25 protein-coding genes are annotated in these 21,344 nt (G+C 73.8%); 14 read left to right on the top strand and 11 right to left on the bottom strand.

The window, feature by feature from the left end; genetic code table 11:
- Positions 1 to 11 precede the first annotated feature (11 nt).
- Complete coding sequence (locus ABD292_RS33580) at positions 12 to 647, bottom strand: SDR family NAD(P)-dependent oxidoreductase (protein ID WP_344214486.1); 636 nt, start codon at positions 645 to 647, stop codon at positions 12 to 14.
- 79 nt (positions 648 to 726) lie between these two features.
- Between ABD292_RS33580 and ABD292_RS33575 the strand changes: the two genes are divergently transcribed.
- The gene (locus ABD292_RS33575) at positions 727 to 1,104 is read left to right on the top strand and encodes a MerR family transcriptional regulator (RefSeq protein WP_344214484.1); all 378 of its coding nucleotides are present in this window, start codon (positions 727 to 729) and stop codon (positions 1,102 to 1,104) included.
- Here the strand turns inward: ABD292_RS33575 and ABD292_RS33570 are convergent.
- On the bottom strand, positions 1,101 to 1,856 hold the full coding sequence (locus tag ABD292_RS33570) for a TetR/AcrR family transcriptional regulator (RefSeq protein ID WP_344214482.1): 756 nt from the start codon (positions 1,854 to 1,856) through the stop codon (positions 1,101 to 1,103). The two genes, ABD292_RS33575 and ABD292_RS33570, sit on opposite strands and share 4 nt — an antisense overlap.
- Positions 1,857 to 1,905: 49 nt before the next feature.
- On the opposite strand from ABD292_RS33570, the gene ABD292_RS33565 reads away from it, so the two are divergent.
- Both ABD292_RS33565 and ABD292_RS33560 read left to right on the top strand, forming a co-directional pair.
- Positions 1,906 to 2,988, top strand: a complete 1,083-nt coding sequence (locus ABD292_RS33565; RefSeq protein ID WP_344214480.1) for an ABC transporter ATP-binding protein — start codon at positions 1,906 to 1,908, stop codon at positions 2,986 to 2,988.
- Positions 2,985 to 3,773 carry an ABC transporter permease gene (locus ABD292_RS33560; protein ID WP_344214478.1) on the top strand — a complete coding sequence of 263 codons (789 nt, stop codon included), beginning with the start codon at positions 2,985 to 2,987 and terminating at the stop codon, positions 3,771 to 3,773. Before ABD292_RS33565 ends, ABD292_RS33560 begins: the two co-directional genes overlap by 4 nt.
- Positions 3,774 to 3,865: 92 nt before the next feature.
- On the opposite strand, the gene ABD292_RS33555 is transcribed toward ABD292_RS33560, so the two are convergent.
- From ABD292_RS33555 to ABD292_RS33545, 3 genes are all read right to left on the bottom strand, one after another.
- Complete coding sequence (locus ABD292_RS33555) at positions 3,866 to 4,474, bottom strand: TetR/AcrR family transcriptional regulator (RefSeq protein ID WP_344214476.1); 609 nt, start codon at positions 4,472 to 4,474, stop codon at positions 3,866 to 3,868.
- A gap of 7 nt (positions 4,475 to 4,481) precedes the next feature.
- A complete protein-coding gene (locus tag ABD292_RS33550) occupies positions 4,482 to 6,032 on the bottom strand; it encodes an MFS transporter (protein WP_344214474.1) in 1,551 nt (516 codons plus the stop codon).
- Positions 6,033 to 6,213: 181 nt separating this feature from the next.
- Positions 6,214 to 7,557, bottom strand: coding sequence for an MFS transporter (locus ABD292_RS33545; protein ID WP_344214472.1), 1,344 nt, complete (start codon positions 7,555 to 7,557; stop codon positions 6,214 to 6,216).
- 175 nt (positions 7,558 to 7,732) lie between these two features.
- On the opposite strand from ABD292_RS33545, the gene panB reads away from it, so the two are divergent.
- Entirely contained in the window at positions 7,733 to 8,581 is an 849-nt protein-coding gene (panB, locus tag ABD292_RS33540) for a 3-methyl-2-oxobutanoate hydroxymethyltransferase (RefSeq protein ID WP_344214470.1), read from the top strand.
- Between the two features lie 58 nt (positions 8,582 to 8,639).
- On the opposite strand, the gene ABD292_RS33535 is transcribed toward panB, so the two are convergent.
- Positions 8,640 to 9,575, bottom strand: a complete 936-nt coding sequence (locus tag ABD292_RS33535; protein WP_344214468.1) for a serine/threonine dehydratase — start codon at positions 9,573 to 9,575, stop codon at positions 8,640 to 8,642.
- A gap of 42 nt (positions 9,576 to 9,617) precedes the next feature.
- The gene (locus tag ABD292_RS33530; RefSeq protein ID WP_344214466.1) at positions 9,618 to 10,790 is read right to left on the bottom strand and encodes a trans-sulfuration enzyme family protein; all 1,173 of its coding nucleotides are present in this window, start codon (positions 10,788 to 10,790) and stop codon (positions 9,618 to 9,620) included.
- A gap of 59 nt (positions 10,791 to 10,849) precedes the next feature.
- Here ABD292_RS33530 and ABD292_RS33525 point away from each other — a divergent pair, with 59 nt between their 5' ends.
- From ABD292_RS33525 to ABD292_RS33500, 6 genes are read left to right on the top strand one after another with little or no spacing between them, the layout of a single operon-like run.
- A complete protein-coding gene (locus ABD292_RS33525; RefSeq protein WP_344214464.1) occupies positions 10,850 to 12,280 on the top strand; it encodes an aminotransferase-like domain-containing protein in 1,431 nt (476 codons plus the stop codon).
- A 13-nt stretch (positions 12,281 to 12,293) separates the two neighbouring features.
- Positions 12,294 to 12,995: an alpha/beta hydrolase gene (locus tag ABD292_RS33520; RefSeq protein WP_344214462.1), complete on the top strand. Its 702-nt coding sequence runs from the start codon at positions 12,294 to 12,296 to the stop codon at positions 12,993 to 12,995.
- Positions 12,996 to 13,041: 46 nt separating this feature from the next.
- On the top strand, positions 13,042 to 13,947 hold the full coding sequence (locus tag ABD292_RS33515; protein WP_344214460.1) for an ABC transporter ATP-binding protein: 906 nt from the start codon (positions 13,042 to 13,044) through the stop codon (positions 13,945 to 13,947).
- Positions 13,944 to 14,663 carry an ABC transporter permease gene (locus ABD292_RS33510; protein WP_344214458.1) on the top strand — a complete coding sequence of 240 codons (720 nt, stop codon included), beginning with the start codon at positions 13,944 to 13,946 and terminating at the stop codon, positions 14,661 to 14,663. The genes ABD292_RS33515 and ABD292_RS33510 overlap by 4 nt, the downstream gene beginning before the upstream one ends.
- A gap of 28 nt (positions 14,664 to 14,691) precedes the next feature.
- The gene (locus tag ABD292_RS33505; RefSeq protein WP_344214456.1) at positions 14,692 to 15,807 is read left to right on the top strand and encodes a sensor histidine kinase; all 1,116 of its coding nucleotides are present in this window, start codon (positions 14,692 to 14,694) and stop codon (positions 15,805 to 15,807) included.
- Complete coding sequence (locus ABD292_RS33500; protein ID WP_344214454.1) at positions 15,804 to 16,409, top strand: response regulator transcription factor; 606 nt, start codon at positions 15,804 to 15,806, stop codon at positions 16,407 to 16,409. Before ABD292_RS33505 ends, ABD292_RS33500 begins: the two co-directional genes overlap by 4 nt.
- A gap of 11 nt (positions 16,410 to 16,420) precedes the next feature.
- Here ABD292_RS33500 and npdG read toward each other — a convergent pair whose 3' ends face one another.
- Positions 16,421 to 17,080: an NADPH-dependent F420 reductase gene (gene npdG, locus ABD292_RS33495; protein WP_344214452.1), complete on the bottom strand. Its 660-nt coding sequence runs from the start codon at positions 17,078 to 17,080 to the stop codon at positions 16,421 to 16,423.
- A gap of 130 nt (positions 17,081 to 17,210) precedes the next feature.
- Here npdG and ABD292_RS33490 point away from each other — a divergent pair, with 130 nt between their 5' ends.
- A complete protein-coding gene (locus ABD292_RS33490) occupies positions 17,211 to 17,789 on the top strand; it encodes a hypothetical protein (protein ID WP_344214450.1) in 579 nt (192 codons plus the stop codon).
- A gap of 35 nt (positions 17,790 to 17,824) precedes the next feature.
- On the opposite strand, the gene ABD292_RS33485 is transcribed toward ABD292_RS33490, so the two are convergent.
- Positions 17,825 to 18,778, bottom strand: a complete 954-nt coding sequence (locus ABD292_RS33485; RefSeq protein ID WP_344214448.1) for a LysR family transcriptional regulator — start codon at positions 18,776 to 18,778, stop codon at positions 17,825 to 17,827.
- A gap of 72 nt (positions 18,779 to 18,850) precedes the next feature.
- Here ABD292_RS33485 and ABD292_RS33480 point away from each other — a divergent pair, with 72 nt between their 5' ends.
- Positions 18,851 to 19,102: a CBU_0592 family membrane protein gene (locus ABD292_RS33480; RefSeq protein WP_344214446.1), complete on the top strand. Its 252-nt coding sequence runs from the start codon at positions 18,851 to 18,853 to the stop codon at positions 19,100 to 19,102.
- Positions 19,099 to 19,743: a cyclase family protein gene (locus ABD292_RS33475; RefSeq protein ID WP_344214444.1), complete on the top strand. Its 645-nt coding sequence runs from the start codon at positions 19,099 to 19,101 to the stop codon at positions 19,741 to 19,743. Before ABD292_RS33480 ends, ABD292_RS33475 begins: the two co-directional genes overlap by 4 nt.
- Positions 19,744 to 19,754: 11 nt before the next feature.
- On the opposite strand, the gene ABD292_RS33470 is transcribed toward ABD292_RS33475, so the two are convergent.
- Positions 19,755 to 19,958 (bottom strand): hypothetical protein, encoded by a 204-nt coding sequence (locus ABD292_RS33470; protein WP_344214442.1) that lies wholly within the window; start codon positions 19,956 to 19,958, stop codon positions 19,755 to 19,757.
- A 5-nt stretch (positions 19,959 to 19,963) separates the two neighbouring features.
- On the opposite strand from ABD292_RS33470, the gene map reads away from it, so the two are divergent.
- The gene (gene map / locus ABD292_RS33465) at positions 19,964 to 20,812 is read left to right on the top strand and encodes a type I methionyl aminopeptidase (RefSeq protein ID WP_344214440.1); all 849 of its coding nucleotides are present in this window, start codon (positions 19,964 to 19,966) and stop codon (positions 20,810 to 20,812) included.
- Positions 20,813 to 20,817: 5 nt separating this feature from the next.
- On the opposite strand, the gene ABD292_RS33460 is transcribed toward map, so the two are convergent.
- Positions 20,818 to 21,231, bottom strand: coding sequence for a sensor histidine kinase (locus ABD292_RS33460; protein WP_344214437.1), 414 nt, complete (start codon positions 21,229 to 21,231; stop codon positions 20,818 to 20,820).
- Positions 21,232 to 21,344: the final 113 nt, after the last annotated feature.

Here is a 21,344-nt window from a genome sequence, read left to right as displayed (position 1 = left end):
GGCCCGGGGGGTCAGGCCATGGACCGGCCCGCGTGGAGCACTTCGTGCTGCCACCGGCCGCGGGGCTGGGTGTGCAGGCGCCAGTAGTGCTCGGCGATGTCGTCCGGGTCGAACGGGGTGCCGGGGGCGACCGGGCCCGCCACGGTGACCGAGGCCACGTGCACGCCCGACGGGCCGTACTCCTGGTCCAGCAGCGCCACCAGCGTCCGCACGCCGCTCTTGCCGAGCGACAGGCTCACGTACTGCCGCTTGGGCTCCGGCATGCCGCCGGTGACGAGGAACGTCCCGCCGCCGCGCTCAGCCATCGCGGGCACCAGGTGCGCGGCGGCGACGAGCGCGCCGACCACGTTGACCGCCCAGGCGTCCAGGTGGGCGCGCATCGTGGCCTCACCCACCGTGTCCGGGCGGATGATCGCCGCGTTGTAGACCACGACGTCCGGAACGCCGAGCTCCGCGCGGGCCGCGTCCAGTGCGGCCCGCAACGCGCCCTCGTCCGCGCAGTCGGCGCGGTAGCCGCGCGCCCCGTCCACATCCAAGGTCCTTCCGGTACGCGAGACGAGCGCCACGGCCATCCCCTCGGCCGCGAACCGCCGCGCCACCGACCTCCCGATCCCCGGCCCCGCTCCGATGATCACCGCTCCAGGCATGATCCGCTCCTGTCCGTGCGTTACAACTGAACAGTCGGGACGCTAAGGCGTCACATCCATGTGAACGTCAAGGGAGATCATGAGGATCGGCGAGCTCGCCCGCGCGACCGGGGTGAGCAGACGGCTGCTCCGCTACTACGAGGAGCAGGGCCTGCTGCGGCCGGTGCGGCTGCCCAACGGCTACCGGGAGTACGACGAGGGGCACGTCGCCGCGGTCCGGCACATCCGGGCCCTGCTCGCCGCCGGACTGCCCACGGCGGTCATCGCCCGGCTGCTGAGCTGCGTACACGACGACGAGCGCGGCCGCATGGTGGCCGCGGCCTGCCCCGGCATGCTCGGCCACCTACGGCGGGAACGCCGGCGCATCGCCGACACCATCGAACGCCTGCAGACGTCCCAGCAGGCACTCGACACCCTCCTCACCACGACCCTCCAGCGCGTGGGCGGCGCGGTCTAGGAGGCGGTGCCTGCGCGGCGGCGGATGAGGGTTTCGACGCCGTCCAGCAGCAGGTTCAGCCCGAAGACGAAGTCGGCGTCGTCCACCCAGCCCTCGCCGCCGCTCATCGCGCCCGAACGCGCCGCGGCGGCCAGGGCCGGGTAGGCGTCCGGGTCGAGCACCTCGGCCAGCATCTCGCCGTAGTCGGCAGCGCCCACGACTCCGGCCTCCTCGAGCTGCGGGTCTCCGCCGGCCATGCCGTGGACGAGCGCCGCCTCGGTGAGCGCGTACCCGGTGAGGGCGGTGGCCACGTTCACCTTCTCGCCGTCGTGGAGGCCGGTGCCGCCGAGCGCGGCCAGGGCGCGGTCCAGCCACAGCAGCCGGCGTGGGCCGAGCGGCGGGGCGAGGCGGGCCACCGACAGCAGCCACGGATGGTCGAGCAGGATGTCGCGCTGGGCCCGGGTCCACACCTCCAGGTACGCCCGCCAGTGCCGCCCCTCCGGCTCCGGCGGCAGCGGAGCGGCGGCGTCGGCCATGGCGGTGAGCAGCTCCTCCTTGCTGCCGACGTACCGATACAGCGCCGTCGCCGCCACGCCCACCCGCGAGGCGACGCTCGCCATCGACACCCCCGCGAGCCCTTCCGCGTCCGCGAGCTCGACGGCGGCGGCGGTGATCGTCGCCAGGTCCAGGCGGGGCCGCGGCCCGCGCCGGGTCACCGGCTCGCGCCCCCACATGCGCGCGACGACCGGCGGCAACCGCCGCTCCTCCCCCATGTTCACCCCTCCTTGACTCGCTCCTAGGATTCTGCATTATCGTGAAACTATGAACGCCATACACAGTAGGCCATTAACAGAAGCGATTCACGCCCGTGGGCTGACGAAGTCGTTCGGGGAGACCCAGGTGCTCAACGGGATCGACCTGACCGTGCCTGCGGGCACGCTGCTGGCCCTGCTCGGCCCCAACGGCTCGGGCAAGACGACCACCGTCCGCATCCTGACCACGCTGCTCGCCCCCGACGGCGGCACCGCGACCGTCGGCGGCCACGACGTCATGCGCGAGGGCCGGGCCGTGCGTCGGGTGATCGGCCTGACGGCTCAGCAGGCCACGGTGGACGACCTGCTGACCGGCCGGGAGAACCTGGAGCTGTTCGCCGGGCTGCACCACCTGGGACGCCGTACGGCGCGACGGCGGGCCGGCGAGCTGCTGGAGCGCTTCGACCTGACCGGGGCCGCGGACCGGCGGGTGGAGACGTACTCGGGCGGCATGCGACGGCGGCTCGACCTCGCGGCCGGGATGGTGGCCGAGCCGCGGATCCTGTTCCTCGACGAGCCCACGACCGGGCTCGACCCGCGCAGCCGCGCCGAGCTGTGGGCGGTGATCCGCGAGTTGCTCGCCTCGGGGACGACGATCCTGCTGACCACGCAGTACCTGGAGGAGGCCGACCAGCTCGCCGACCGGGTCGCGGTGATCCACGGCGGGCGGCTGGTGGCCGACGGCTCCCCCGCCGAGCTGAAGCGCCAGGTGGGGACCGAGCGGCTGGTGCTGAGCCTGGCCGGCGGCCCGGAGGACGTACCACGGGCCCGCGCGGCCCTCGCCGCCCTCACCCCCGCCGCCCGACCGGCAGCAGCGCAGCAGACGACCGCGCCCCAGGATGGCCGGCAGGCCGCGCAGGGGCACGAGCAGCAGGACCGCCGGCAGGACGGCCAGCGAGCCGGGCAGCAGGACGATCAGCGGGCCGGGCAGCAAGCCGGGCGGTCGGAGATCACGCTGGCCGTGCACGGTCCCGGCGACCTGCGGCGCGCGCTGGACGCCCTCCACCGCGCCGCCGTCGAGGTCGAACGGGTGGAGCTGCGCAGCCCCACCCTCGACGACGTCTTCTTCGAGCTGACGGAGGCCGCGGCATGAGCGCCGTCCCGCCCAGGGCGGCCGCGGCGGGCGACCTCTACCGCCTGGTCGTCCGCGACCTGCGCCGCGAGCTTCGCGTCCTCGACGGCCTGATCGTCAACATCGCACTGCCCGTGATCATCATGGTGGTCTTCGTGTACGTCTTCGGCGGCGCGATCAGCACCGGCTCCAGCGGCCTGGCGTACATCGACTTCGTGGTCCCCGCGGTGCTGCTCATGTCCGGCGGGTACGGCGCCGCCACGACCGCCATCACCATCGCCGAGGACATGACCGAAGGCATGATGGACCGCTTCCGCACGCTGCCGATCGGCGGCTGGCTGGTGCCCGCGGGGCATGTGCTCGCCTCGGTGCTCCGCAACGTGGTGGCCTGCGGCCTGGCCCTGGCGGCGGCGGTGCTCCTCGGGTTCCGGCCGCACGCCACGCTCACGGAGTGGCTGCTGGTGGCGGCCCTGCTGGCGGGGTACGTGCTGGCGATGTCGTCGCTGGCGGCCGTCTGGGGCCTGCTGGTGCGCTCGACTCAGGCGGCGGGGGCGTTCAGCTTCGTGGTGCTGTTCCTGCCGTACGTGTCGGACGGGGTCGTCCCCGCGGAGACCATGCCGGGCGTGCTGCGCGACTTCGCCGCCAACCAGCCGCTGACGCCGGCCGTCGCGACCCTGCGCTCGCTGCTCCTGGACGGGGTGCCGATGGGGTCGTCGGGGGTGGCGGCGGCGGCCTGGCTGGCGGGCCTGGTGGCACTCAGCCTGCCCGCCGCAGCCCTGCTCTTCCGCCGCCGCACCTCATCGTGACCCACCCGCCCCGCCGGGACACTCTGGCCCGGTGAGGCGGGATCGCCGGGACCCCGTCACACCCCCAGGGACGGAGTCAAGCCGGGGCGCTCTCACGCGGCCGGTGGGGCCATGCCCGCGAGGACCATGTCGACGACCCGCTCGGCGAGGTCCTCCGGCAGGTCGCCGGGTCCCCACTTCGACTGCCACATCATGGTGCCGGACAGGATGGCCATGGCCAGGGTGACGTCGAGGTCGGGCCGCAGCTCGCCCGTGGCGACGCCGCGTTCGAGCACCTCCCGGAGGGCGCGGCGCCGCGGCTCGACGGCGCGCTCGACGAAGCGCTCCGTCAGCCGCGGGTGCCGGTCGGCCTCGCTCATCGCGATGTTCATCACGCACCGGCCGCGCCGGTTGCCGGAGTCGGCGCGCATGGCGTCGAGCAGGGTGATGAGGTCCTCGTGCACGGAGACGCCGGCGAGCGGCGGCAGCGGCGCCTTGAGGGTGGCCAGGGCGTCGACGACCAGGTCCTCCTTGTTGGACCAGCGCCGGTAGATCGTGGTCTTGCCGACGCCCGCCCTCGACGCGATCGCCTCGATGGACAGCTCGGAGACGCCCATGCCCTCGGCGATCAGGTCGAGGGTCGCCTCGATGATCGCTTTTTCGGCCTTCTCGCTGCGCGGGCGCCCGGCCGGACGGGCGGTCCCTGTTCCCTGGATGGTCATTGCGGCCTCACACTACCGCTGGTTCCTTCTGCTCCACCTGCTGGACCGGCTTCGGCTTGCCCGGCATCCACCGCGCCACCACGACGACGCCGAGCAGCGCGATCGCGGCCGAGACGAGCGCCGTGACGTGCATGCCGTCGATGAACGCCGCGAACGCCGGCTTGACCAGCGCCTGGCCGCGCTCGCCGAGCGCCTCGGCCACGCCCATGGTGGCCATGATGGACTCACCGGCGGCGTGCTGGACGCCGGCCGGCAGACCGGCGAGCACCGGCTCCATCTGCCCACGATAGGTCGACGACAACACCGAGCCGAGCACGGCCACGCCGAGCGCGCCGGCCACCTGGCGGACGGTGTTGCTCATGGCCGAGCCGACGCCGGCCTTCTCCCGGGGCAGCGCCTCCATGATCGCGGTCGTGGCGGGCGGCATGATGTTGGCCATCGCGGCGCCCTGGACGAAGAAGACGACCTCGATGAGCAGGATCGGGGTGTTCTCGGTCATGAACGCGTAGCTGGTCAGCACCAGCGCTATCACGATCATGCTGACCGTGGCGGCCAGCTTGGCGCCGACGCGCTCGTTCACCCGCTGGCTGAGCGGCGCGAAGATGAGCTGCGCGGCGGCGAACGGGATCATCAGCGCTCCCGCCTGCAGCGCCGAGTAGCCCAGCACGATCTGCAGGTAGAAGGTCAGGAAGAACATCCCGCCCATCATCGCGAAGAACACGATGCCCATCATGCCGATGGCCGAGCCGAACTTGGGGTCGGCGAAGCTGCGCACGTCGAAGACCGGGTGGTCGATGCGCCGCTCCCACCAGACGAACACGCCCAGCACCGCCACCCCGGCGAGGGTGGGCACCAGCACCTCGGCGCTGGCCACGGTGCCGAGGTAGCCGCCGCGGATGATGCCGTAGACGAGGGAGACCAGGCCGATGATGGACAGGATCACGCCGACCGGGTCGAGCTTGGACGGCTTCGGGTCCTTCGACTCGGGCACGATCGTGGCGATGAGGATCATCCCGATGACGACGATCGGCACGTTGACGAGGAAGACCGAGCCCCACCAGAAGTGCTGGATCAGCAGGCCGCCGGTGATGGGGCCGATCGCCACGGCGAGGCCCACGCCGCCCGCCCACACGCCGATCGCGCGGCCGCGCTCGGCGGGCGGGAAGACGTTGGAGATGATCGCCAGGGTGGCCGGCATGATCGCCGCGCCGCCGATGCCCATCGCCGCCCTGGCCAGGATGAGCTGCATCGGGTCCTGGGCGTAGGCGCTGGCCAGTGAGGCCAGGCCGAACAGCACCATGCCGACGACCAGCATGCGCTTGCGGCCCGTGCGGTCACCGATCACGCCGAAGGTGAACAACAAGCCGGCGAACACCAGGGTGTAGGAATTGATCGCCCATTCCAGCTCGCTCTGCGTCGCGCCCAAGCCGGCCGTGGGATCGGCGATGGTCTTCATCGCCACGTTGAGGATCGTGTTGTCGAGCACGACCGCCAAGAGGCTGAACACCAGCACGCCGAGGATGGCCCATCGGCGTGGGTGGCCCGAGTTCGGGTCCATGGAACGTCCTTAATTTCGATACGATTGAGTTTCGCTACGCAAACGTATCGCAAGACATTCCGATACGCAACGGTCCCGTTTCGTAAATTCCGTGTGAACGGCCGGCCCCCTCCTGTCACCGGCGCGTCACGTACGAACGCGCGGCACCGGTGCCCCCGTGGCCCGGCGCCGCGCGATCAGCTCAAGGAGCCGGCACCTCCGGAGCCGCCGCGGCGACCGCAGCCGGAGCCAGGGTCGACGGGGCCGCAGGAACCTCCGCGGCCGCCGGAGCGGCGGCCGGCTCCTCCGGCGGCGCCGGGACGGTGTCCGTCGCGTCCGGCGACGCCAGGACGGTGTCCGTCGCGTCCGGCGACGCGGGGGGCCGGCGGCGCCACAGCGGCAGCGCGGCCAGCACGATGGCCACGCCGGCCAGCCCCGCCACCGTGAACGCCCACGACGATCCCACGCCGTCGATGACCGCCCCCGCGATCGGCGCGGAGGCCGCGCCGCCGATGAGCAGCGCGGTGCCGTGGAGGCCCATCGCCTCGCCCCTGGCCGCCGCGGGCACCCGGCCGCTGACGACGTCGACCGTGGACGACAGCGCCGGCGCGCACAGCAGCCCGGCCGGCAGCAGCGCCAGGATCAGCCAGCGCCAGTCGCCGCCCGCCAGCCCGACGGGCACCGTCAGCAGGCCCATGCCCGCGATCAGCGCGAACGGCGAGAAGCCGCGCGACAGCCCGCCGTACACGAAACCGCCGATCAGCGAGTAGACGCACCAGATGCCGACGGCGAGGCCCACCCACTCGGTGTCGCCCGCGTCGGTCATGGTGGCGACCATGGACAGCTCGGTCGCGGTGAGCACGAACGTGGCCGCCGCCACCGTGGCCATCAGCCCGCCGAACGCGGGCGTCAGCCACTCGCGCCGCGCCACCTTGCCGCCCAGCGCCTCGTGCTCCTTCTCGGCCTCGGAGCGGGTGGGCGGGTTGAGCGTGAGCAGGCCGAGGCCCGCGAGCGTCATGCCGACCCCGATGACCGTCATCGTCACCGGGCTGCCCAGCGCGGTCAGGCCCGCCACGGCCAGCGCGGGACCGGTCATGTAGGACAGCTCGACCAGCATCGAGTCGAGCGTGAACCCGGTGCGCCGCTGCGGCGCGGGCACCATGGCGGCCAGGCACTGCCGGGTCACGCTGAACACCGGCAGCGCCAGCAGCCCCGCCAGCGCCGCCGCGGCGGCGAGCGCGGGGAACGGCAGCGCCCACGCGCAGGCCCAGAACGCCGCCTGCACCGCGGTGGTGACGGCGAGCACGGGACGCAGCCCGTGCCGGTCGACGAGCCTTCCCGACAGCGGCGAGCCGATGGCCATGCCGATCGTGCTCGCCATCGTGACCAGCCCGGCCTTGGCGTAGCCGAGGTGCAGCACCTCGGCCACGTGCAGGGTCAGCGCCATGCCCGTGGCCGTGGCCGGCACCCGGGCGAGCAGCCCCACCAGCAGCAGGGTGGGGACGCCCGGGATTTTGAGCAGCCGTCGGTAAGGGTCGAGAGCCATGGTGTTCGTTACCTCCGCATAGATTGTGGCAACAGGCACCGACACTTTCGCCACTGGGTTTTCCGCGCGGCGCTGCCCTCGCGGCCTTTTTGCCCCCTTGACCTCGCGTGCCATCATCGGAAGAGGTCCGGGGACGCCACTGGGGCGCCTCGAGACGGCTCAGGAGGGTTGATCCATGTCCTCTTCCACCACCCCCACCCCCACGACGACGCTGTACGGCGGCGCCGCCGGCCGCCGCGTCACCGTCCGCGACCTCGCCGCCGCCAAGGAGCGCGGAGAGCGGTGGCCCATGGTCACCGCCTACGACGCCATGACGGCGCGGGTGTTCGACGCGGCCGGCATCCCCGTGCTGCTCGTGGGCGACTCGGCCGCCATGGTCGTCTACGGCTACGACTCCACGCTGCCGGTCACGGTCGACGACCTGCTGCCGCTCACCGCGGCCGTCGTACGCGGCTCGTCGCGGGCGCTGGTCGTCGCCGACCTGCCGTTCGGGTCCTACCAGGCCTCGCCGGCGCAGGCCCTGGAGTCGGCCGCCCGCTTCATGAAGGAGGCGGGCGCGCACGCGGTCAAGCTGGAGGGCGGCCGGCGCATCCTGCCGCAGGTCGAGGCGCTGGTCTCGGCCGGAGTGCCGGTGATGGCGCACCTCGGGCTGACCCCGCAGTCGGTCAACGTCCTCGGCGGCTACCGCGTGCAGGGGCGGGGCCAGTCGGGCGACGAGCTCATGGCCGACGCCAAGGACCTGGAGCGGGCCGGGGCGTTCTCCGTCGTGCTGGAGTGCGTGCCGGCCGAGCTGGCGCACCGGGTGACGACGTCGCTCGCGATCCCGACGATCGGGATCGGGGCGGGGGCGCACACGGACGCGCAGGTGCTGGTGTGGCAGGACCTGATGGGGCTGACGCCGCGGCCGGCGAAGTTCGTCAAGCGCTACGCCGACCTCGCCGGCGACCTGGACCGCGCGGCCCGCGCCTTCGCCGCCGACGTCACCTCCGGCGCGTTCCCCGCCCCGGAGCACACCTACAGCTGACCTCCCGGGCAGCTGACCTCGCGGGTGCGCCGCCGGGGGCGGCGCACCCCGAAGCAGGTCAGAGGCCGGCCGGGTCGGTGTTGGAGCCGCACACGACGACCGCCACCCGCTCCCCCTCCTCCGGCCGGTACGCCCCCGACAGCAGCGCCGCGTACGCCGCCGCCCCCGCGTGCTCGGCCACCACCCGGTGCCGCTCCCACAGGGTGCGCCGCGCCGCCACGATCGCCTCGTCCGGCACCAGCACGCTCCGCACGCGCGGCCCGGACAGGACGCCGAAGGCCAGCCCGCCGATCCTGCTGGCGCCGAGGGCGTCCGCGCCCACCCCGCTCACCTCGACCGGCACCGGCTCGCCCGCCGCCAGCGCCGCGTTCAGCGTGGGGATCAGCTCGGGCTCGACGGCCACGATCCGCGGCCCCGCACCGCCGGCGTCGCCGGTGCCGAGGGTGATGCCGGCCGCGAAGCCGCCCCCGCCGACGGCCACCAGCACGCTGTCCACGCCGCCGGTCTGCTCCATGATCTCCAGCCCGGTCGTGCCCTGCCCGGCGATCACCTCGGGCTGGTCGTAGGCGTGGACGGAGAGCGCGCCCGTCTCGGCGGCGCGCTTGGCCGCCGCCTCCGCCGCCTCGGCGTAGATCGCCCCGGTCTGGGTGACGTGCGCGCCCAGCGCCGCCAGCCCCGCCACCTTGACGGGGCTGGTCACCTCGGGCACGAAGATCTCGGCCCGCACGCCGAGCGTCCGCGCCGCGTACGCCACGGCGAGCCCGTGGTTGCCGCCGCTGGCCGCGATCACGCCGCTGTCCGGCAGCGGGCCCGCCGACAGGATCCGGTTGAACGCCCCGCGCACCTTGAACGACCCGGAGTGCTGCAGCAGCTCCAGCTTCACGAACAACCCAGGCGAGACCTCCAGCACGGGCGTGCGCAGCACGAACCCGGCGATCCGCCGGGCGGCGGCGGCGACGTCCTCACGGGTGACGGCGGTCCCATCGGTGATCATGACATTCTCCCCGGTGTCAGCGCGGACTGTACGTCTCGCAGGCTACGCGAGCGCCTGCGACACGTCGGCCCAGAGGTCCTCGGGATGCTCGATGCCGACCGCGATCCGCACGGTGCCCTCGCCGATGCCGTTCGCCGCCAGCTCCTCGGCGGTCAGCGAGCGGTGCGAGGTGGTCGCGGGGTGCATGACCAGTGTCTCGACCCCGCCGAGCGAGGGGGCGAGCATCGCCAGCCGCACCGCCTTCATGAACCTCTCCCCCGCCGCGCGCCCGCCCGCCAGCTCGAACGAGAACACCCCGCCGAACCCGGGCAGCAGCTTGCGCCCCAGCTCGTACGACGGATGCGAGGCCAGCCCCGGCCAGTGCACCGCCGACACCGCCGGATGCGCGGCGAGCCGCGTGGCCAGGTACTCGGCGTTGGCGCAGTGCCGCTCCATCCGCAGGGCGAGCGTCTGCAGCCCGCGCACCACCAGCCAGGCCGCGAACGGGTCGGCCGCCGCCCCCAGCTCGATCGCGAAGCGCCAGACCCGCTCGTACAGCTCCGCCTCGGCGAAGACGGCCAGGCCGCCGATCACGTCCGTGTGCCCGGACAGGTACTTCGTGGTGGAGTGCACGACGACGTCGGCCCCGTGCTCGATCGGCCGGCACAGCATCGGCGTGGCGAAGGTGTTGTCGACCACGGACAGCAGCCCGAGCTCGCGGGCCGCCGCGCACATGCCGGGCAGGTCGGCGATCAGCGCCGTCGGGTTGCTGATCGTCTCCAGGTAGACGACCTTCGTCTCGGGCCGCCGGGCGGCGCGCAGGGCGGCGGGGTCGTTCTCCGGCACGTACGTGACCTCGATCCCGAACCTGCCCGCGAGCTCGGCCAGCATCGCCGAGGTGCCGCCGTACAGCGCCTGCTGGGCGATGAGATGGTCACCCGGCCTGAGCAGGCCGAGCAGGACGGTGTTGATCGCGCCCATGCCGGAGCCGGTGGCGATCGCGCCCGCGCCACCCTCCAGCCCGGAGACGGCCAGTTCCAGCGAGCGGACGGTGGGGTTGGTGTAACGCGAGTAGACGAACGGCCCGGACGGGTTCCCCATCGCCTCGGCCATGACGGCCGGGTCGGAGAAGGAGAACCCGGAGGTCTGGTAGATCGGCACGGTCATCGGGCGGCTGCCGTCCACCGGCGCCTGGGGGATGTGCACGGTTCTGGTCTCTGGGCGGTAATCGGTCATGCGACCAGCATCTCCCGCGCGGCGGCCTCGGTTGAGAGCCAATCCGGCAGAATTGGCTCATGAAGGGGGCCAATCTGGACGACCTCGTCGATCTGCTGGGCCGCTGGGCGTCCGGGCGCGGCCCGCTCTACCTGCTGCTGGCCGCCCGCCTCCGGGCGCTGATCGACGACGGCGTGCTGCCGCCGGGAGAGCCGTTGCCACCCGACCGGGTGCTGGCCCGGCGGCTGGCGGTGGGCCGGGGCACCGTGGTCGCCGCGTACGACCTGCTCCAGCAGGAGGGCCGGGTGACGCGCCGCCGGGGCAGCGGCACCCGGGTGGCCGCGCTCGACCTGCCGGCCAGCAGGACCGTCGACGGCGTGCCCGCCAACCCGCTGCTGCTGCACCTGCTGCATCCGCCGGACGGGGTCGCGCTGCTCACCTGCGCCGCGCCCGACGACCCGCCGGAGGCGCTGCGCGAGGCGTACGAGGAGGCCGCCCGCTCCCTGTCCGGCCTGCGCGACCTGGGCTACCAGCCGGCGGGCCACCCGGCGCTCCGGGCCGCGCTGGCGGCGTACTACACCGGGCGCGGGCTGCCCACCGAGCCCGGGGAGATCATGGTGACGACGGGGGCCCAGCAGGCGCTCACGCTGCTCGCCGGCCTCCTCGTGGCGCCCGGCGACACCGTGCTGACCGAGTCGCCGACGTACCCGGGGGCGCTGGAGGCGTTCCGGCACGCGGCGGCCGTGGTCCGGCCGGTGACGCCGGAGGGGCTGGGCGCGGCGCTGCGGGAGCGGCCCGCCCTCGCCTACTTCGTCCCGACCGCCCGCAACCCGGACGGCGCGATCATGCCGGTGTCCGAGCGGCGGCGGCTGGCCGCGCTGGCCGCCGAGCACGACGTGCCGCTCGTCGACGACGAGGTCTGCGCCGAGCTGTGCTTCTCGGGACCGGCGCCGCCGCCGCTCGCCGCGTTCGGGCGGGGCGAGCAGGTGATCAGCGTCGGCTCGATGAGCAAGCTGGTCTGGGGCGGGCTGCGGGTCGGCTGGATCCGGGCCGCCGCCCCGCTGGTGTCGCGGCTGTCGCGGCTGCGGGCGGTGCACGACCTCGGGGGCGAGGTGGTCAGCCAGCTCGCCGCCGCCGCGCTGCTGCGCCGCCTGGACGAGGTACGCGCCCCGCGGGTGCGCGCCCTGGCCGCCCGCCACGACCACCTGTGCGCCGAGCTGCGCGCGCGGCTGCCGTCGTGGACGTTCGAGCCGGCCGGGGGCGGCCAGACGATCTGGGTCCGCGTCCCGCGCGGCGAGGTGGACGCCTTCGCCCAGGTGGCGCTCAGGCACGGGGTGGCGGTGCCGCCCGGCCGCTCGTTCGACCCGCTCGGGGGGCACGCCGACCGCATGCGGCTGCATTTCCTGCTGCCCCCGGACGAGCTTTCGCGAGCGGTGAACAACCTGGCCCTGGCCTGGGCGGCCTTCGACGGCACGGGCCGCGCGGCGGCACGGCACACCCTGATCGTCTGAGAGTGTGGGGGGCGTGGAGACGACCTTCGTACTTGTGCACAGCCCCTCGGTCGGCCCCTCGACCTGGGCGCCGGTGGCGGAGTCGCTGGAGCGGCGCGGCCACGCCGTCGTGGTTCCCGACCTGACCGGCATCTCGGCGGGCGGCCCGCCCTACTGGCCGCGCGTCGTGGCCGCCGTGAGGGACGCCGTGGTCAGGGACGCCGGGCCCGGCGGGCCGCTCGTGCTCGTGGTGCACAGCAACGCCGGCTTCTTCCTGCCGGCGATCAAGGAGGGGCTGGGCGAGCGCGTGGTGGCCTGCGTGTTCGCCGACGCCCACATCCCGCCGCCCGCCGGCCTCGTACGGATCGCCGAGGAGGAGTTCCTGCCGTTCCTGCGCGGCCTGGCCGGCCCCGACGGCGTGCTGCCGCGCTGGACCGACTGGTGGGACGAGGAGGACGTGGTGGCCATGCTGCCCGACCCCGCCGTGCGGGTGCGGGTGACGGCCGAGCAGCCGCGGCTGCCGCTCGACTACTACACGCAGTCCGTGCCGGTGCCCGCCGGGTGGGACGCGGTCAGGTGCTCCTGCCTGTGGTTCGGGCCGCCGTACGACGGGGTGGCCGAGGAGGCCGGCCGGCGCGGCTGGCCGGTGACCCGGCTGCCCGGCCTGCACCTGCACCAGCTCGTCGAGCCCGAGGCCGTCACGGACGCGCTGCTGAAGTTGTCGCGCAAGTCGTGAATTCCTCACTGCCGTCCTGAGTGCCCGCCGGGCGATAGTCGGAGCCATGACGACGATCCAGGTGAGCGGGCTCAGGAAGAGCCATCAGGGGTTCGAGGCGGTGCGCGGAATCTCGTTCGAGGTGGCGGAGGGGGAGATCTTCGCGCTGCTCGGCAGGAACGGCGCGGGCAAGACGACGACGGTCGAGGTGCTGGCCGGGTTCCAGCGGGCCGACGCGGGCGAGGTGCGGGTGCTCGGCCTCGACCCGCACACCGATCGCGCGGCCCTGCGCCGCAGCACGGGGATCATGCTCCAGGAGGCCGGGTTCTTCCCCGACCTGACCGTGGCCGCGACCGTGGACATCTGGCGGGGCTTCGTGGCCGCGCCCCGCCCGCGCGCCGAGGTCCTGGAGCCGGCCGGGCTGTCCGGGCGCGCGGACGTGCGGGTGCGGCAGCTCTCCGGCGGCGAGCGGCGCCGGCTGGACCTGGCGCTGGCCCTGCTGGGCCGGCCCCGGGTGCTGTTCCTCGACGAGCCGACCACCGGCATGGACCCGGAGGCGCGGGCGGCCACCTGGGACGTCGTCCGCGGCCTGGCCGCGGAGGGCGTCACGATCCTGCTGACCACCCACTACCTGGAGGAGGCGCAGCGCCTCGCGGGCAGCATGGCGATCATGGACGCGGGCCGCGTCGTGGCCGCGGGCGGCATGGCCGAGACGCTGGCCGGGCGGGCCGGGCGGGTGTCGTTCGCGATGCCCGCGCACGTGGACCCCGGCGAGCTGCCGCTGCCCGCCGTGGTCGAGGACGGGCGGGCGGTGTGCCGCGCCGACGATCCCGACCTGGCCGCGCAGACGCTGCTGACCTGGGCCGCCGGGCGGGGGCTGCGGCTGGCGGGCCTGGAGGTGCGCCAGGCCACGCTGGAGGACCTCTTCCTCGACCTCGGCGGCGACGCCGCGCTCGCGGGAGGCGCCCGATGAGCTTCGCCGCCACCTACCGGCTCGGCGCCCGCCTGTTCTGGCGGGACAAGGCCATGCTGTTCGCCTCCGTGGTGACGCCCGTGGGGCTGTCGATCGGGATGCCGCTGCTCATGCGGCACGTACGGCCCGACGGCCCGGCCGCCGCGGCCGAGATGTTCCCCGCCACGCTGGCCATCGTGCTGTCGATCACCGCGTTCATGAACATCACGGTCGCGCTGACCGGCCGCCGCGACCAGCTCGTGCTCAAGCGGCTGCGGGCGACCGAGCTGACCGACGGGCAGATCCTGGCCGGGCAGATCAGCTCCAACGCCGCCCAGACGTTCCTGGTGATCGTGGGGTGCGCGGTGGCCGTGTTCCTGGCCGCCGGGGTCGCGCCGCCGCCGAACGCCCTGGTGGTCGCGCTGGTCGTGGCGGCGGGCTCGGCCGTGATGGCGCTGCTCGGGGCGGCGTACACGGCGGCGGTGCCGCGGACGGAGCTCGCGGCGGCGTACACGATGCCGGTCTTCCTCGTCGCCGGCGTGTCGGCGGGCGCGATGGGGCCGATCCCGCTGCCGTCGTGGCTGCGGCCCGCGCTGGACCTGCTGCCGACCTCGGTCGTCGTGGACGCCGTGCGCACCGGCGAGCCGCTCCGGGCGGTGCTGGTGCTGGCGGGATGGGCGGCGGCAGGGCTCGTGGCGCTGCGGCTGTGGTTCCGCTGGGAACCCCGACGGTCCTGACACCACCACAAAAAGGACATAATCGGCTGTGCTCTCCACCCCGGCGCCCTCCGTCCCCGCCAGGCGGCTCGCGATCGTGCTCATCACGGCCGTGTCCGTCGCCTACACCGTCATCGCGCTGATGTACTTCCGGTGGGGAGCGGGCTTCGGCGTGGTGTCCGCCCTCATCATGCTCGCCGTCGTCGGCACCCACCACCTCAACATGCGGGCGGCGCTGCGCGGCGAGCGCTCCGCCCGCTTCCCGCTGCTGGTCGTGCTGCAGGCGGTGGCCACGTACCTGCCGGACTTCCTGCTGCCGGGCGGCGCCTCGGCCGTCGCCACGCCGATGCTGGCGGGGACGCTGCTGGTGTTCCTGCCGCTGGGGTGGGGGTGCGCGCTGGTGGGGGCGGCGATGGCGTACGAGGGGTTCATCCTGTGGGGCGGCCTCGACTTCGCCGTCGTCACCGCCTTCTACGTGGTGAGCGTGCCGACGACGGGGGCGATGACGTACGCGCTGGTCCGCCTCGCCCGGACCGCGGAGGAGCTGGCGCGGGCGCGGGAGGAGCTGGCCGACGCCGCCGTGCTCAAGGAGCGGCTGCGCATCTCCCGCGACCTGCACGACGGCCTCGGGCGCAGCCTCACCGCGATCGCGCTCAAGGGCGACCTCGCCACCCGCCTGCTGGAGCGCGACCCCGGCTCGGCCCGCACCGAGATGGGCGACCTCGTACGGGTCGCCAGGGAGGCCGCCCAGGACGTACGCCGAGTCGCCCGCGGCTACCGGGCCATGTCGCTCGCCGGCGAGGTGGACCGGGCGGCGGCGCTGCTGGAGTCGTCCGGCGTGAGCTGTCAGGCGCACCTGGCCGCCGTGACGCTGCCGCGCCCCTCCGAGGAGGCCCTGGCCTGGGGCGTACGCGAGGCGGTCACCAACGTCCTGCGGCACAGCAGGGCCACCGTCTGCACGATCACCACCTCGACCGGCGACGGCAGGGCCCGGCTGGAGATCGCCAACGACGGCGTACCGCCCGAACCTGGACCGGCCGAACCCGGACCGGCCGGCGGCGGCCTCACCGGCCTGGCCGAGCGCGCCGCCCAGGCGGGCGGCTCCTGCGCCGCCGCCCCGACCGGCGACGGCGGCTTCCTGCTGGCCATGGAGGTGCCCGCGTGATCAGGATCCTGCTGGCCGAGGACATGCACATGATCAGGTCCGCCCTCACCGCCCTGCTGAGCCTGGAGTCCGACATCGAGGTCGCGGCCGAGGTGACGCGCGGCGACGAGATCGTGCCCACCGCGCTGCGGGTCCGCCCCGACGTCGCCGTCGTGGACATCGACCTGCCCGTGCTCGACGGCATCACCGCCGCCGCCGAGCTGCGCGAGCGCCTGCCGTCCTGCCGGATCCTCATCCTCACCGCGCTCGGCCGGCCCGGCCAGATGCGGCGCGCGCTGGCCGCCGGGATCGAGGCGTTCCTCGTCAAGGACGCCCCCGGCGATCGGCTGGCCGACGCCGTCCGCCGGACCGCCGCGGGCCTGCGGGTGCTGGACGCCGAGCTGGTCTCGGCCGCGATGGAGTACGGCGAGAGCCCGCTCACCCCGCGCGAGGCCACCGTGCTCAGGGAGGCGGCGCGGGGCGCGTCCGCCGAGGACATCGCCGCCCGCCTGCACCTGTCGTCCGGCACCGTGCGCAACTACCTGACGGCCGCGATCACCAAGACCGGCGCCCGCAACAAGATCGACGCGATCCGCGTCGCCGAGGACGCCGGCTGGCTCTGAGAATCAGCGGCTCAGATGTCGGTGATCCGCAGGCCGGCGTGCGCCTTGTAACGCCGGTTGATCGAGATGAGGTTGGCGGTGAACGCCTCGACCTGGTGGGCGTTGCGCAGCCGCCCGCCGTACACCCCGCGCACCCCCGGGATCACCGCGGCCAGCGCCTGCACCGTCTCGGTCGCCTCGCGGTCGTCGCCCAGCACCAGCACGTCCAGGTCCACCTTGTCGACCGCCGGGTCCAGCAGCACGACCGCCGAGACGTGGTGGAAGGCCGCCACCACCCGGCTGTCCGGCAGCACCGCCGCGGCCTGCTGCGCGGCGCTGCCCTCCTCGACGGGCAGCGCGTAGGCGCCCTGCTTGTCGAAGCCGAGCGGGTTCACGCAGTCCACCACGATCTTGCCGGCCAGCTCGGCGCGCAGCGACTCCAGCAGCGCCTTGTGGCCCTCGTACGGGACGGCCACGATCACCAGGTCGGCCTCCTTGGCGACGTCGGCGTTGGCCGCGCCGCGCGCGCCCTCGCCGATGGTCTCGGCCGCCTCCTGGGCGCGCCCGGCGCTGCGGGAGCCGATGAGCACCGGATGCCCGGCCAGCGCGAACCGCCGCGCCAGGCCCTTCCCCTGGTCGCCGGTGCCGCCGAGGATGCCGATGGAGAGCCCGCTCACGTTCACGTCAGTCATGCCTCGCATCATGCCAGCCGCCTCGCGCGTGGCGAGCGCGAGGGCTCGCTGACCGCCGGAGCGCACAGGGTGTCAAAGCATCACTTCCGAAACAGCTCCCCCGTACGGGAGCGTCCGGCACCATGGGCTCATGGACTCGGGATCGGTGGCACTTCTGCGCGAACTCCTGGCCCGTACGAGCTGGCTCGACCGTGCCCGTGACCTCGGCCAGGCGCTGCGCGCCACCCGCTCCCCCGGTGGGCTGCTGCTGATCGGCACACCGGAGGACGAGCCCTGGCACCTGACCGCCCACCTCGCCGACGAGGCGCGGTTCTCCGGGCTGCCGCAGCTCACGCCCACGCTGGTGCGCTGGGCGCCGCCCGCCGACGCCCCCGCCCACCTGCGTGTCGGCCTCGACCGGCTGGAGCGGACGGCGCGCGGGGAGACGTTGTTCGTGCTGGCCGAGCAGCGGGCGCCGGTGCCGCTGCTGGAGCGGGTGGACGACGCCCGTCGCACCGGCGCCACCGTCCTCGCCATCGAGGGGGGCGACCGGGAGCTGGCCGGGCTCGCGCACGACACGCTGGAGGTGCCGCGCGAGGGGCTGGTCACCTTCGACGGCGCCCAGCACCTGGTGAGCGCGGCGGCCGGCGAGGTGGAGCAGCGCCTCGGCCTCCGCGGCCGCCTCGCCCGCCTCCTCGACAGGGTCAGCGGCCCTCAACTCCCCGACTGAAGGCCGGCCCCCGGTTCCTCTGGGGCGGCGGCCGGTCAGACGGGGTCGGGCCGGGTGCGGAGGCGGTCGCTCAAGGGGGCCTGGAGCGCCGCCGTGGCCTCCTCGATCGCGGCGATCACCACCGCCTGCACCGGGTCCGGCTCGCCCGACCTGGTCCGGCTCACCCGCGTGACCGCGTCCATCCGCCGCGCCCCCACGTCCCGCAGCTCGCTCACCCGCACCTCCCCCTCGGGCACGTCCAGCAGCGCCAGCGCGGGCACGATCGCCACCCCGTGCCCCGCCGCCACCAGCGCCAGCGTCGGCCCGAACTCGGTGATGACGTGCACCTTCCGCGGCTCGAACCCGTGCAGCCCCGCCAGCCGCTCCAACGCCTGCCCGCACGCCTGGTCCTGCTCAGCGGCCACCCACGGCAGCCGGGCCAGGTCGGCGACCGTGCGCGGCGGGTCCGGCAGGTCGGGCGGCAGCACGATGCGGTACTCGTCCACGTACAGCAGGCGTGTGCTGAGCAACGGCTGGGCCAGCGCGGGCAGCCCCATGTCCTGCTCGGTGATGACCACGTCCACCGCGCCGAGCCGCAGCTCCTGCAGCGCGGGCTGGCCGTAGACCTCGTGGATGACGGGGACGATCTTCGGGTGGCTCTCGGCCAGCGCGCGCAGGGCGGGCACCAGTATGTGCTTGATGAAGGTGGGGAACGCCGCGATGCCCACCGGCCCGGCCAGCCGGTCGGTGAAGCGGGTGAGCTCGCGCCGGGCCTCCAGCAGCTCCTCCTCCACCCGCTCGGCGTAGCCGGCCAGCACCCGCCCCGCGGGGGTGAGCGACACGCTGCGCTGGGAGCGGTCGATGAGGGCCAGCCCGACCTCGCGTTCGAGCTGGGCGAGCTGCTGGGAGACGGCGGAGGGGGTCAGGTGGAGTGCCTCGGCGGCCCGCATGACGCCGCCGCGGCGGGCGACCTCGTGCAGGATCCGCAGCCGCCGGGGGTCGATGTCCATACAGATCAGCTTACGGGGAACTTCATGTTTCTTTATTTGTGCTTTACCGCGAGGGGCCAGGAGAATCCTGGCATGGATCTCCTTCTCGCGGTCGTCGGCTGGGCGGGCGCGGCCGTCCTGCTCTCGGCCTACGCCCTCGTCTCGTCCGGGCGCATCCAGGGCGACGGGCTGACCTATCAGGTCATGAACCTCTTCGGCGCGGTCGGGCTCATGGTCAACAGCGCCTGGAACGCCGCCTGGCCGTCGGCCGGGCTCAACCTCGTCTGGGCCGCCATCGGCGTGGTCGCCCTCGTCAAGCTCGCCAAGGTCGGTGCCGCGAGATGATCGTCGAGCTCAGCCACCGCGTCCACGACGGCCTGGTGACCTACCCCGGCATCCCGGCCCCGCGCATCGGCGTCCATCTGAGCAGGGAGGACTCACGGGCGATGTACGCCCCGGGCACCGAGTTCCACATGGCCACGATCGCCCTGGCCGCCAACACCGGCACGTACGTCGACACGCCCTTCCACCGCTACCCCGACGGCCAGGACCTCGCCGCGATGCCGATCGACCGGCTCGCCGACCTGCCCGGCCTGGTGGTGCGGGCCGAGGGGCCGGGCCGCGCGGTGACCGTCGACCGGAGCCTCGACGTGCGCGGCAAGGCCGTGCTCGTGCACACCGGCTGGGACCGCCACTTCGGCACCGAGGCCTACGTCGACGGCCACCCCTACCTGGCGCCGGAGTCGGCCGCCTGGCTGGCCGAGCAGGGCGCGGCGCTGGTCGGGATCGACTCGCTCAACATCGACGACACCCCGCCGCACGGCGAACGCCCCGCCCACACGATCCTGCTGGGGGCGGGGATCCCGCTGGTGGAGCACCTGACGAACCTGGCGGCCCTGCCCGAGGAGGGTTTCCGCCTGCGCGCCGCGCCACCCATGATCGCGGGCATGGGGACCTTCCCCGTACGGGCCTACGCGGTGCTGTGACCGCCCGCGGATCAGTCGTCGTCCTGCTCCGCCTCGTCCCACGCCTTGTTGCGGTCGGCGGCGCGTTGCAGCGCCCCGGCCGCCTCCTCCTGCGAGGCGTAGGGACCCATCCGGTCCTTGTTGGGGCAGCCCTGGTCGGGCTCGACCCGCATGTGCTTCAGACAGAACCACCACTGGCCTTCGCTCACGGGGTCAATTCTGCCCCGTAGACTCATAGTTCATGACGACACTGCTCCAGCCCGGGCGAGTTTCGCCCATGCGAAAGGTCCCCGCCCACATCGAGCGGCCGGAGTACGTCGGTAAGAAGCGCCCCAAGACCGGCGAGTCCGACGTGAAGACCCCCGAGATGATCGAGCGGATGCGGGTGGCGGGCCGGATCGCCGCGCAGGCTCTCGAAGAGGTCGGCAAGCACGTCAGGCCGGGCGTCACCACCGACGAGCTCGACGTCGTCGGGCACGAGTTCCTTCTCGACCACGGCGCCTACCCCAGCACGCTCGGCTACAAGGGCTACCCGAAGTCTCTGTGCACCTCGATCAACGAGGTCATCTGCCACGGCATCCCCGACGACACGGTGCTGCGCGACGGCGACATCGTCAACGTCGACATCACCGCCTACATCGGCGGCGTCCACGGCGACACCGACGCGACGTTCCTGGTCGGCGAGGTGGACGAGGAGTCACGGCTGCTGGTCGAACGCACCCGCGAGGCCATGATGCGGGCCATCAGGGCCGTCGCCCCCGGCCGCCAGCTCAACGTCGTGGGCCGCGTCATCGAGGCCTACGCCAAACGGTTCGGCTATGGAGTGGTGCGCGACTTCACCGGCCACGGCATCGGCGCGTCCTTCCACTCCGGCCTCATGGTGCCGCACTACGACGACCCGTCGCTGCGGGTGGAGCTGGTGCCCGGCATGACGTTCACGATCGAGCCGATGCTCACGCTCGGCACCATCGAATACGAGATCTGGCCCGACAAGTGGACGGCGGTCACCGCCGACCGCAAGCGTACGGCGCAGTTCGAGCACACGATCGTGGTCACCGAGACGGGCAGCGAGATCCTCACCCTCCCCTGATGCCGCTAAGGGCGCCTCGGCACCACTCCGGTGACCGTGGTGCCCTCGCCCGGCACGCTGTTGACCGACAGGCTGCCGCCGACCTCGGCGAACGCCGCCCGCATGCGGGCGATGCCCTGCCCGGCGGCGCGCCCCTCGGCATGTCCCGTGCCCGCCCCGTGAAAGCCGCGCCCGTCGTCGCTCACCGTGACCCGAAGGCCGCCGCTCCCCGCCGTGACGGCGATCGAGACGGTCCTCGCGCCGCTGTGCCGCTCGACGTTGTCCAGGGCCTCGCGCATGGCGGTCATGACCCCGGCGCACACCCCCGCGGGCACCTCGCCGGCCGGCAGGGCCCAGATCTCCACGGCGATCCCCGACCGCTCCCCCCACTCGGCGAGGTAACTCTCGAGCGCCTCGGCCAGGCTTTGCCCCCCACGCATGCGCGTCTCTTCCACTGGTTTCGCCTTCCTCGGCACCCCACGCCGGTCCCCACTCCGGCGATCCGCCCGGTCGCGCGTCCCCCCTCAAGGCTGCGCGCCGCTTGCTGACAGGG

This window comes from Nonomuraea bangladeshensis (genome assembly GCF_039529455.1).
Lineage (GTDB): Bacteria > Actinomycetota > Actinomycetes > Streptosporangiales > Streptosporangiaceae > Nonomuraea > Nonomuraea bangladeshensis.
Note: the sequence above shows the minus strand (reverse complement) of the source record. Positions and strands in the feature narration are given on the sequence as shown.

Bases quoted from the DNA above. Each gene is read 5' to 3' on its own strand.
- ABD292_RS33580 (WP_344214486.1), bottom strand. From the start codon at position 647: ATGCCTGGAGCGGTGATCATCGGAGCGGGGCCGGGGATCGGGAGGTCG.
- ABD292_RS33575 (WP_344214484.1), top strand. From the start codon at position 727: ATGAGGATCGGCGAGCTCGCCCGCGCGACCGGGGTGAGCAGACGGCTG.
- ABD292_RS33570 (WP_344214482.1), bottom strand. From the start codon at position 1,856: ATGGGGGAGGAGCGGCGGTTGCCGCCGGTCGTCGCGCGCATGTGGGGG.
- ABD292_RS33565 (WP_344214480.1), top strand. From the start codon at position 1,906: ATGAACGCCATACACAGTAGGCCATTAACAGAAGCGATTCACGCCCGT.
- ABD292_RS33560 (WP_344214478.1), top strand. From the start codon at position 2,985: ATGAGCGCCGTCCCGCCCAGGGCGGCCGCGGCGGGCGACCTCTACCGC.
- ABD292_RS33555 (WP_344214476.1), bottom strand. From the start codon at position 4,474: ATGACCATCCAGGGAACAGGGACCGCCCGTCCGGCCGGGCGCCCGCGC.
- ABD292_RS33550 (WP_344214474.1), bottom strand. From the start codon at position 6,032: ATGGACCCGAACTCGGGCCACCCACGCCGATGGGCCATCCTCGGCGTG.
- ABD292_RS33545 (WP_344214472.1), bottom strand. From the start codon at position 7,557: ATGGCTCTCGACCCTTACCGACGGCTGCTCAAAATCCCGGGCGTCCCC.
- panB (WP_344214470.1), top strand. From the start codon at position 7,733: ATGTCCTCTTCCACCACCCCCACCCCCACGACGACGCTGTACGGCGGC.
- ABD292_RS33535 (WP_344214468.1), bottom strand. From the start codon at position 9,575: ATGATCACCGATGGGACCGCCGTCACCCGTGAGGACGTCGCCGCCGCC.
- ABD292_RS33530 (WP_344214466.1), bottom strand. From the start codon at position 10,790: ATGACCGATTACCGCCCAGAGACCAGAACCGTGCACATCCCCCAGGCG.
- ABD292_RS33525 (WP_344214464.1), top strand. From the start codon at position 10,850: ATGAAGGGGGCCAATCTGGACGACCTCGTCGATCTGCTGGGCCGCTGG.
- ABD292_RS33515 (WP_344214460.1), top strand. From the start codon at position 13,042: ATGACGACGATCCAGGTGAGCGGGCTCAGGAAGAGCCATCAGGGGTTC.
- ABD292_RS33510 (WP_344214458.1), top strand. From the start codon at position 13,944: ATGAGCTTCGCCGCCACCTACCGGCTCGGCGCCCGCCTGTTCTGGCGG.
- npdG (WP_344214452.1), bottom strand. From the start codon at position 17,080: ATGACTGACGTGAACGTGAGCGGGCTCTCCATCGGCATCCTCGGCGGC.
- ABD292_RS33490 (WP_344214450.1), top strand. From the start codon at position 17,211: ATGGACTCGGGATCGGTGGCACTTCTGCGCGAACTCCTGGCCCGTACG.
- ABD292_RS33485 (WP_344214448.1), bottom strand. From the start codon at position 18,778: ATGGACATCGACCCCCGGCGGCTGCGGATCCTGCACGAGGTCGCCCGC.
- ABD292_RS33480 (WP_344214446.1), top strand. From the start codon at position 18,851: ATGGATCTCCTTCTCGCGGTCGTCGGCTGGGCGGGCGCGGCCGTCCTG.
- ABD292_RS33475 (WP_344214444.1), top strand. From the start codon at position 19,099: ATGATCGTCGAGCTCAGCCACCGCGTCCACGACGGCCTGGTGACCTAC.
- ABD292_RS33470 (WP_344214442.1), bottom strand. From the start codon at position 19,958: ATGAGTCTACGGGGCAGAATTGACCCCGTGAGCGAAGGCCAGTGGTGG.
- map (WP_344214440.1), top strand. From the start codon at position 19,964: ATGACGACACTGCTCCAGCCCGGGCGAGTTTCGCCCATGCGAAAGGTC.
- ABD292_RS33460 (WP_344214437.1), bottom strand. From the start codon at position 21,231: ATGCGTGGGGGGCAAAGCCTGGCCGAGGCGCTCGAGAGTTACCTCGCC.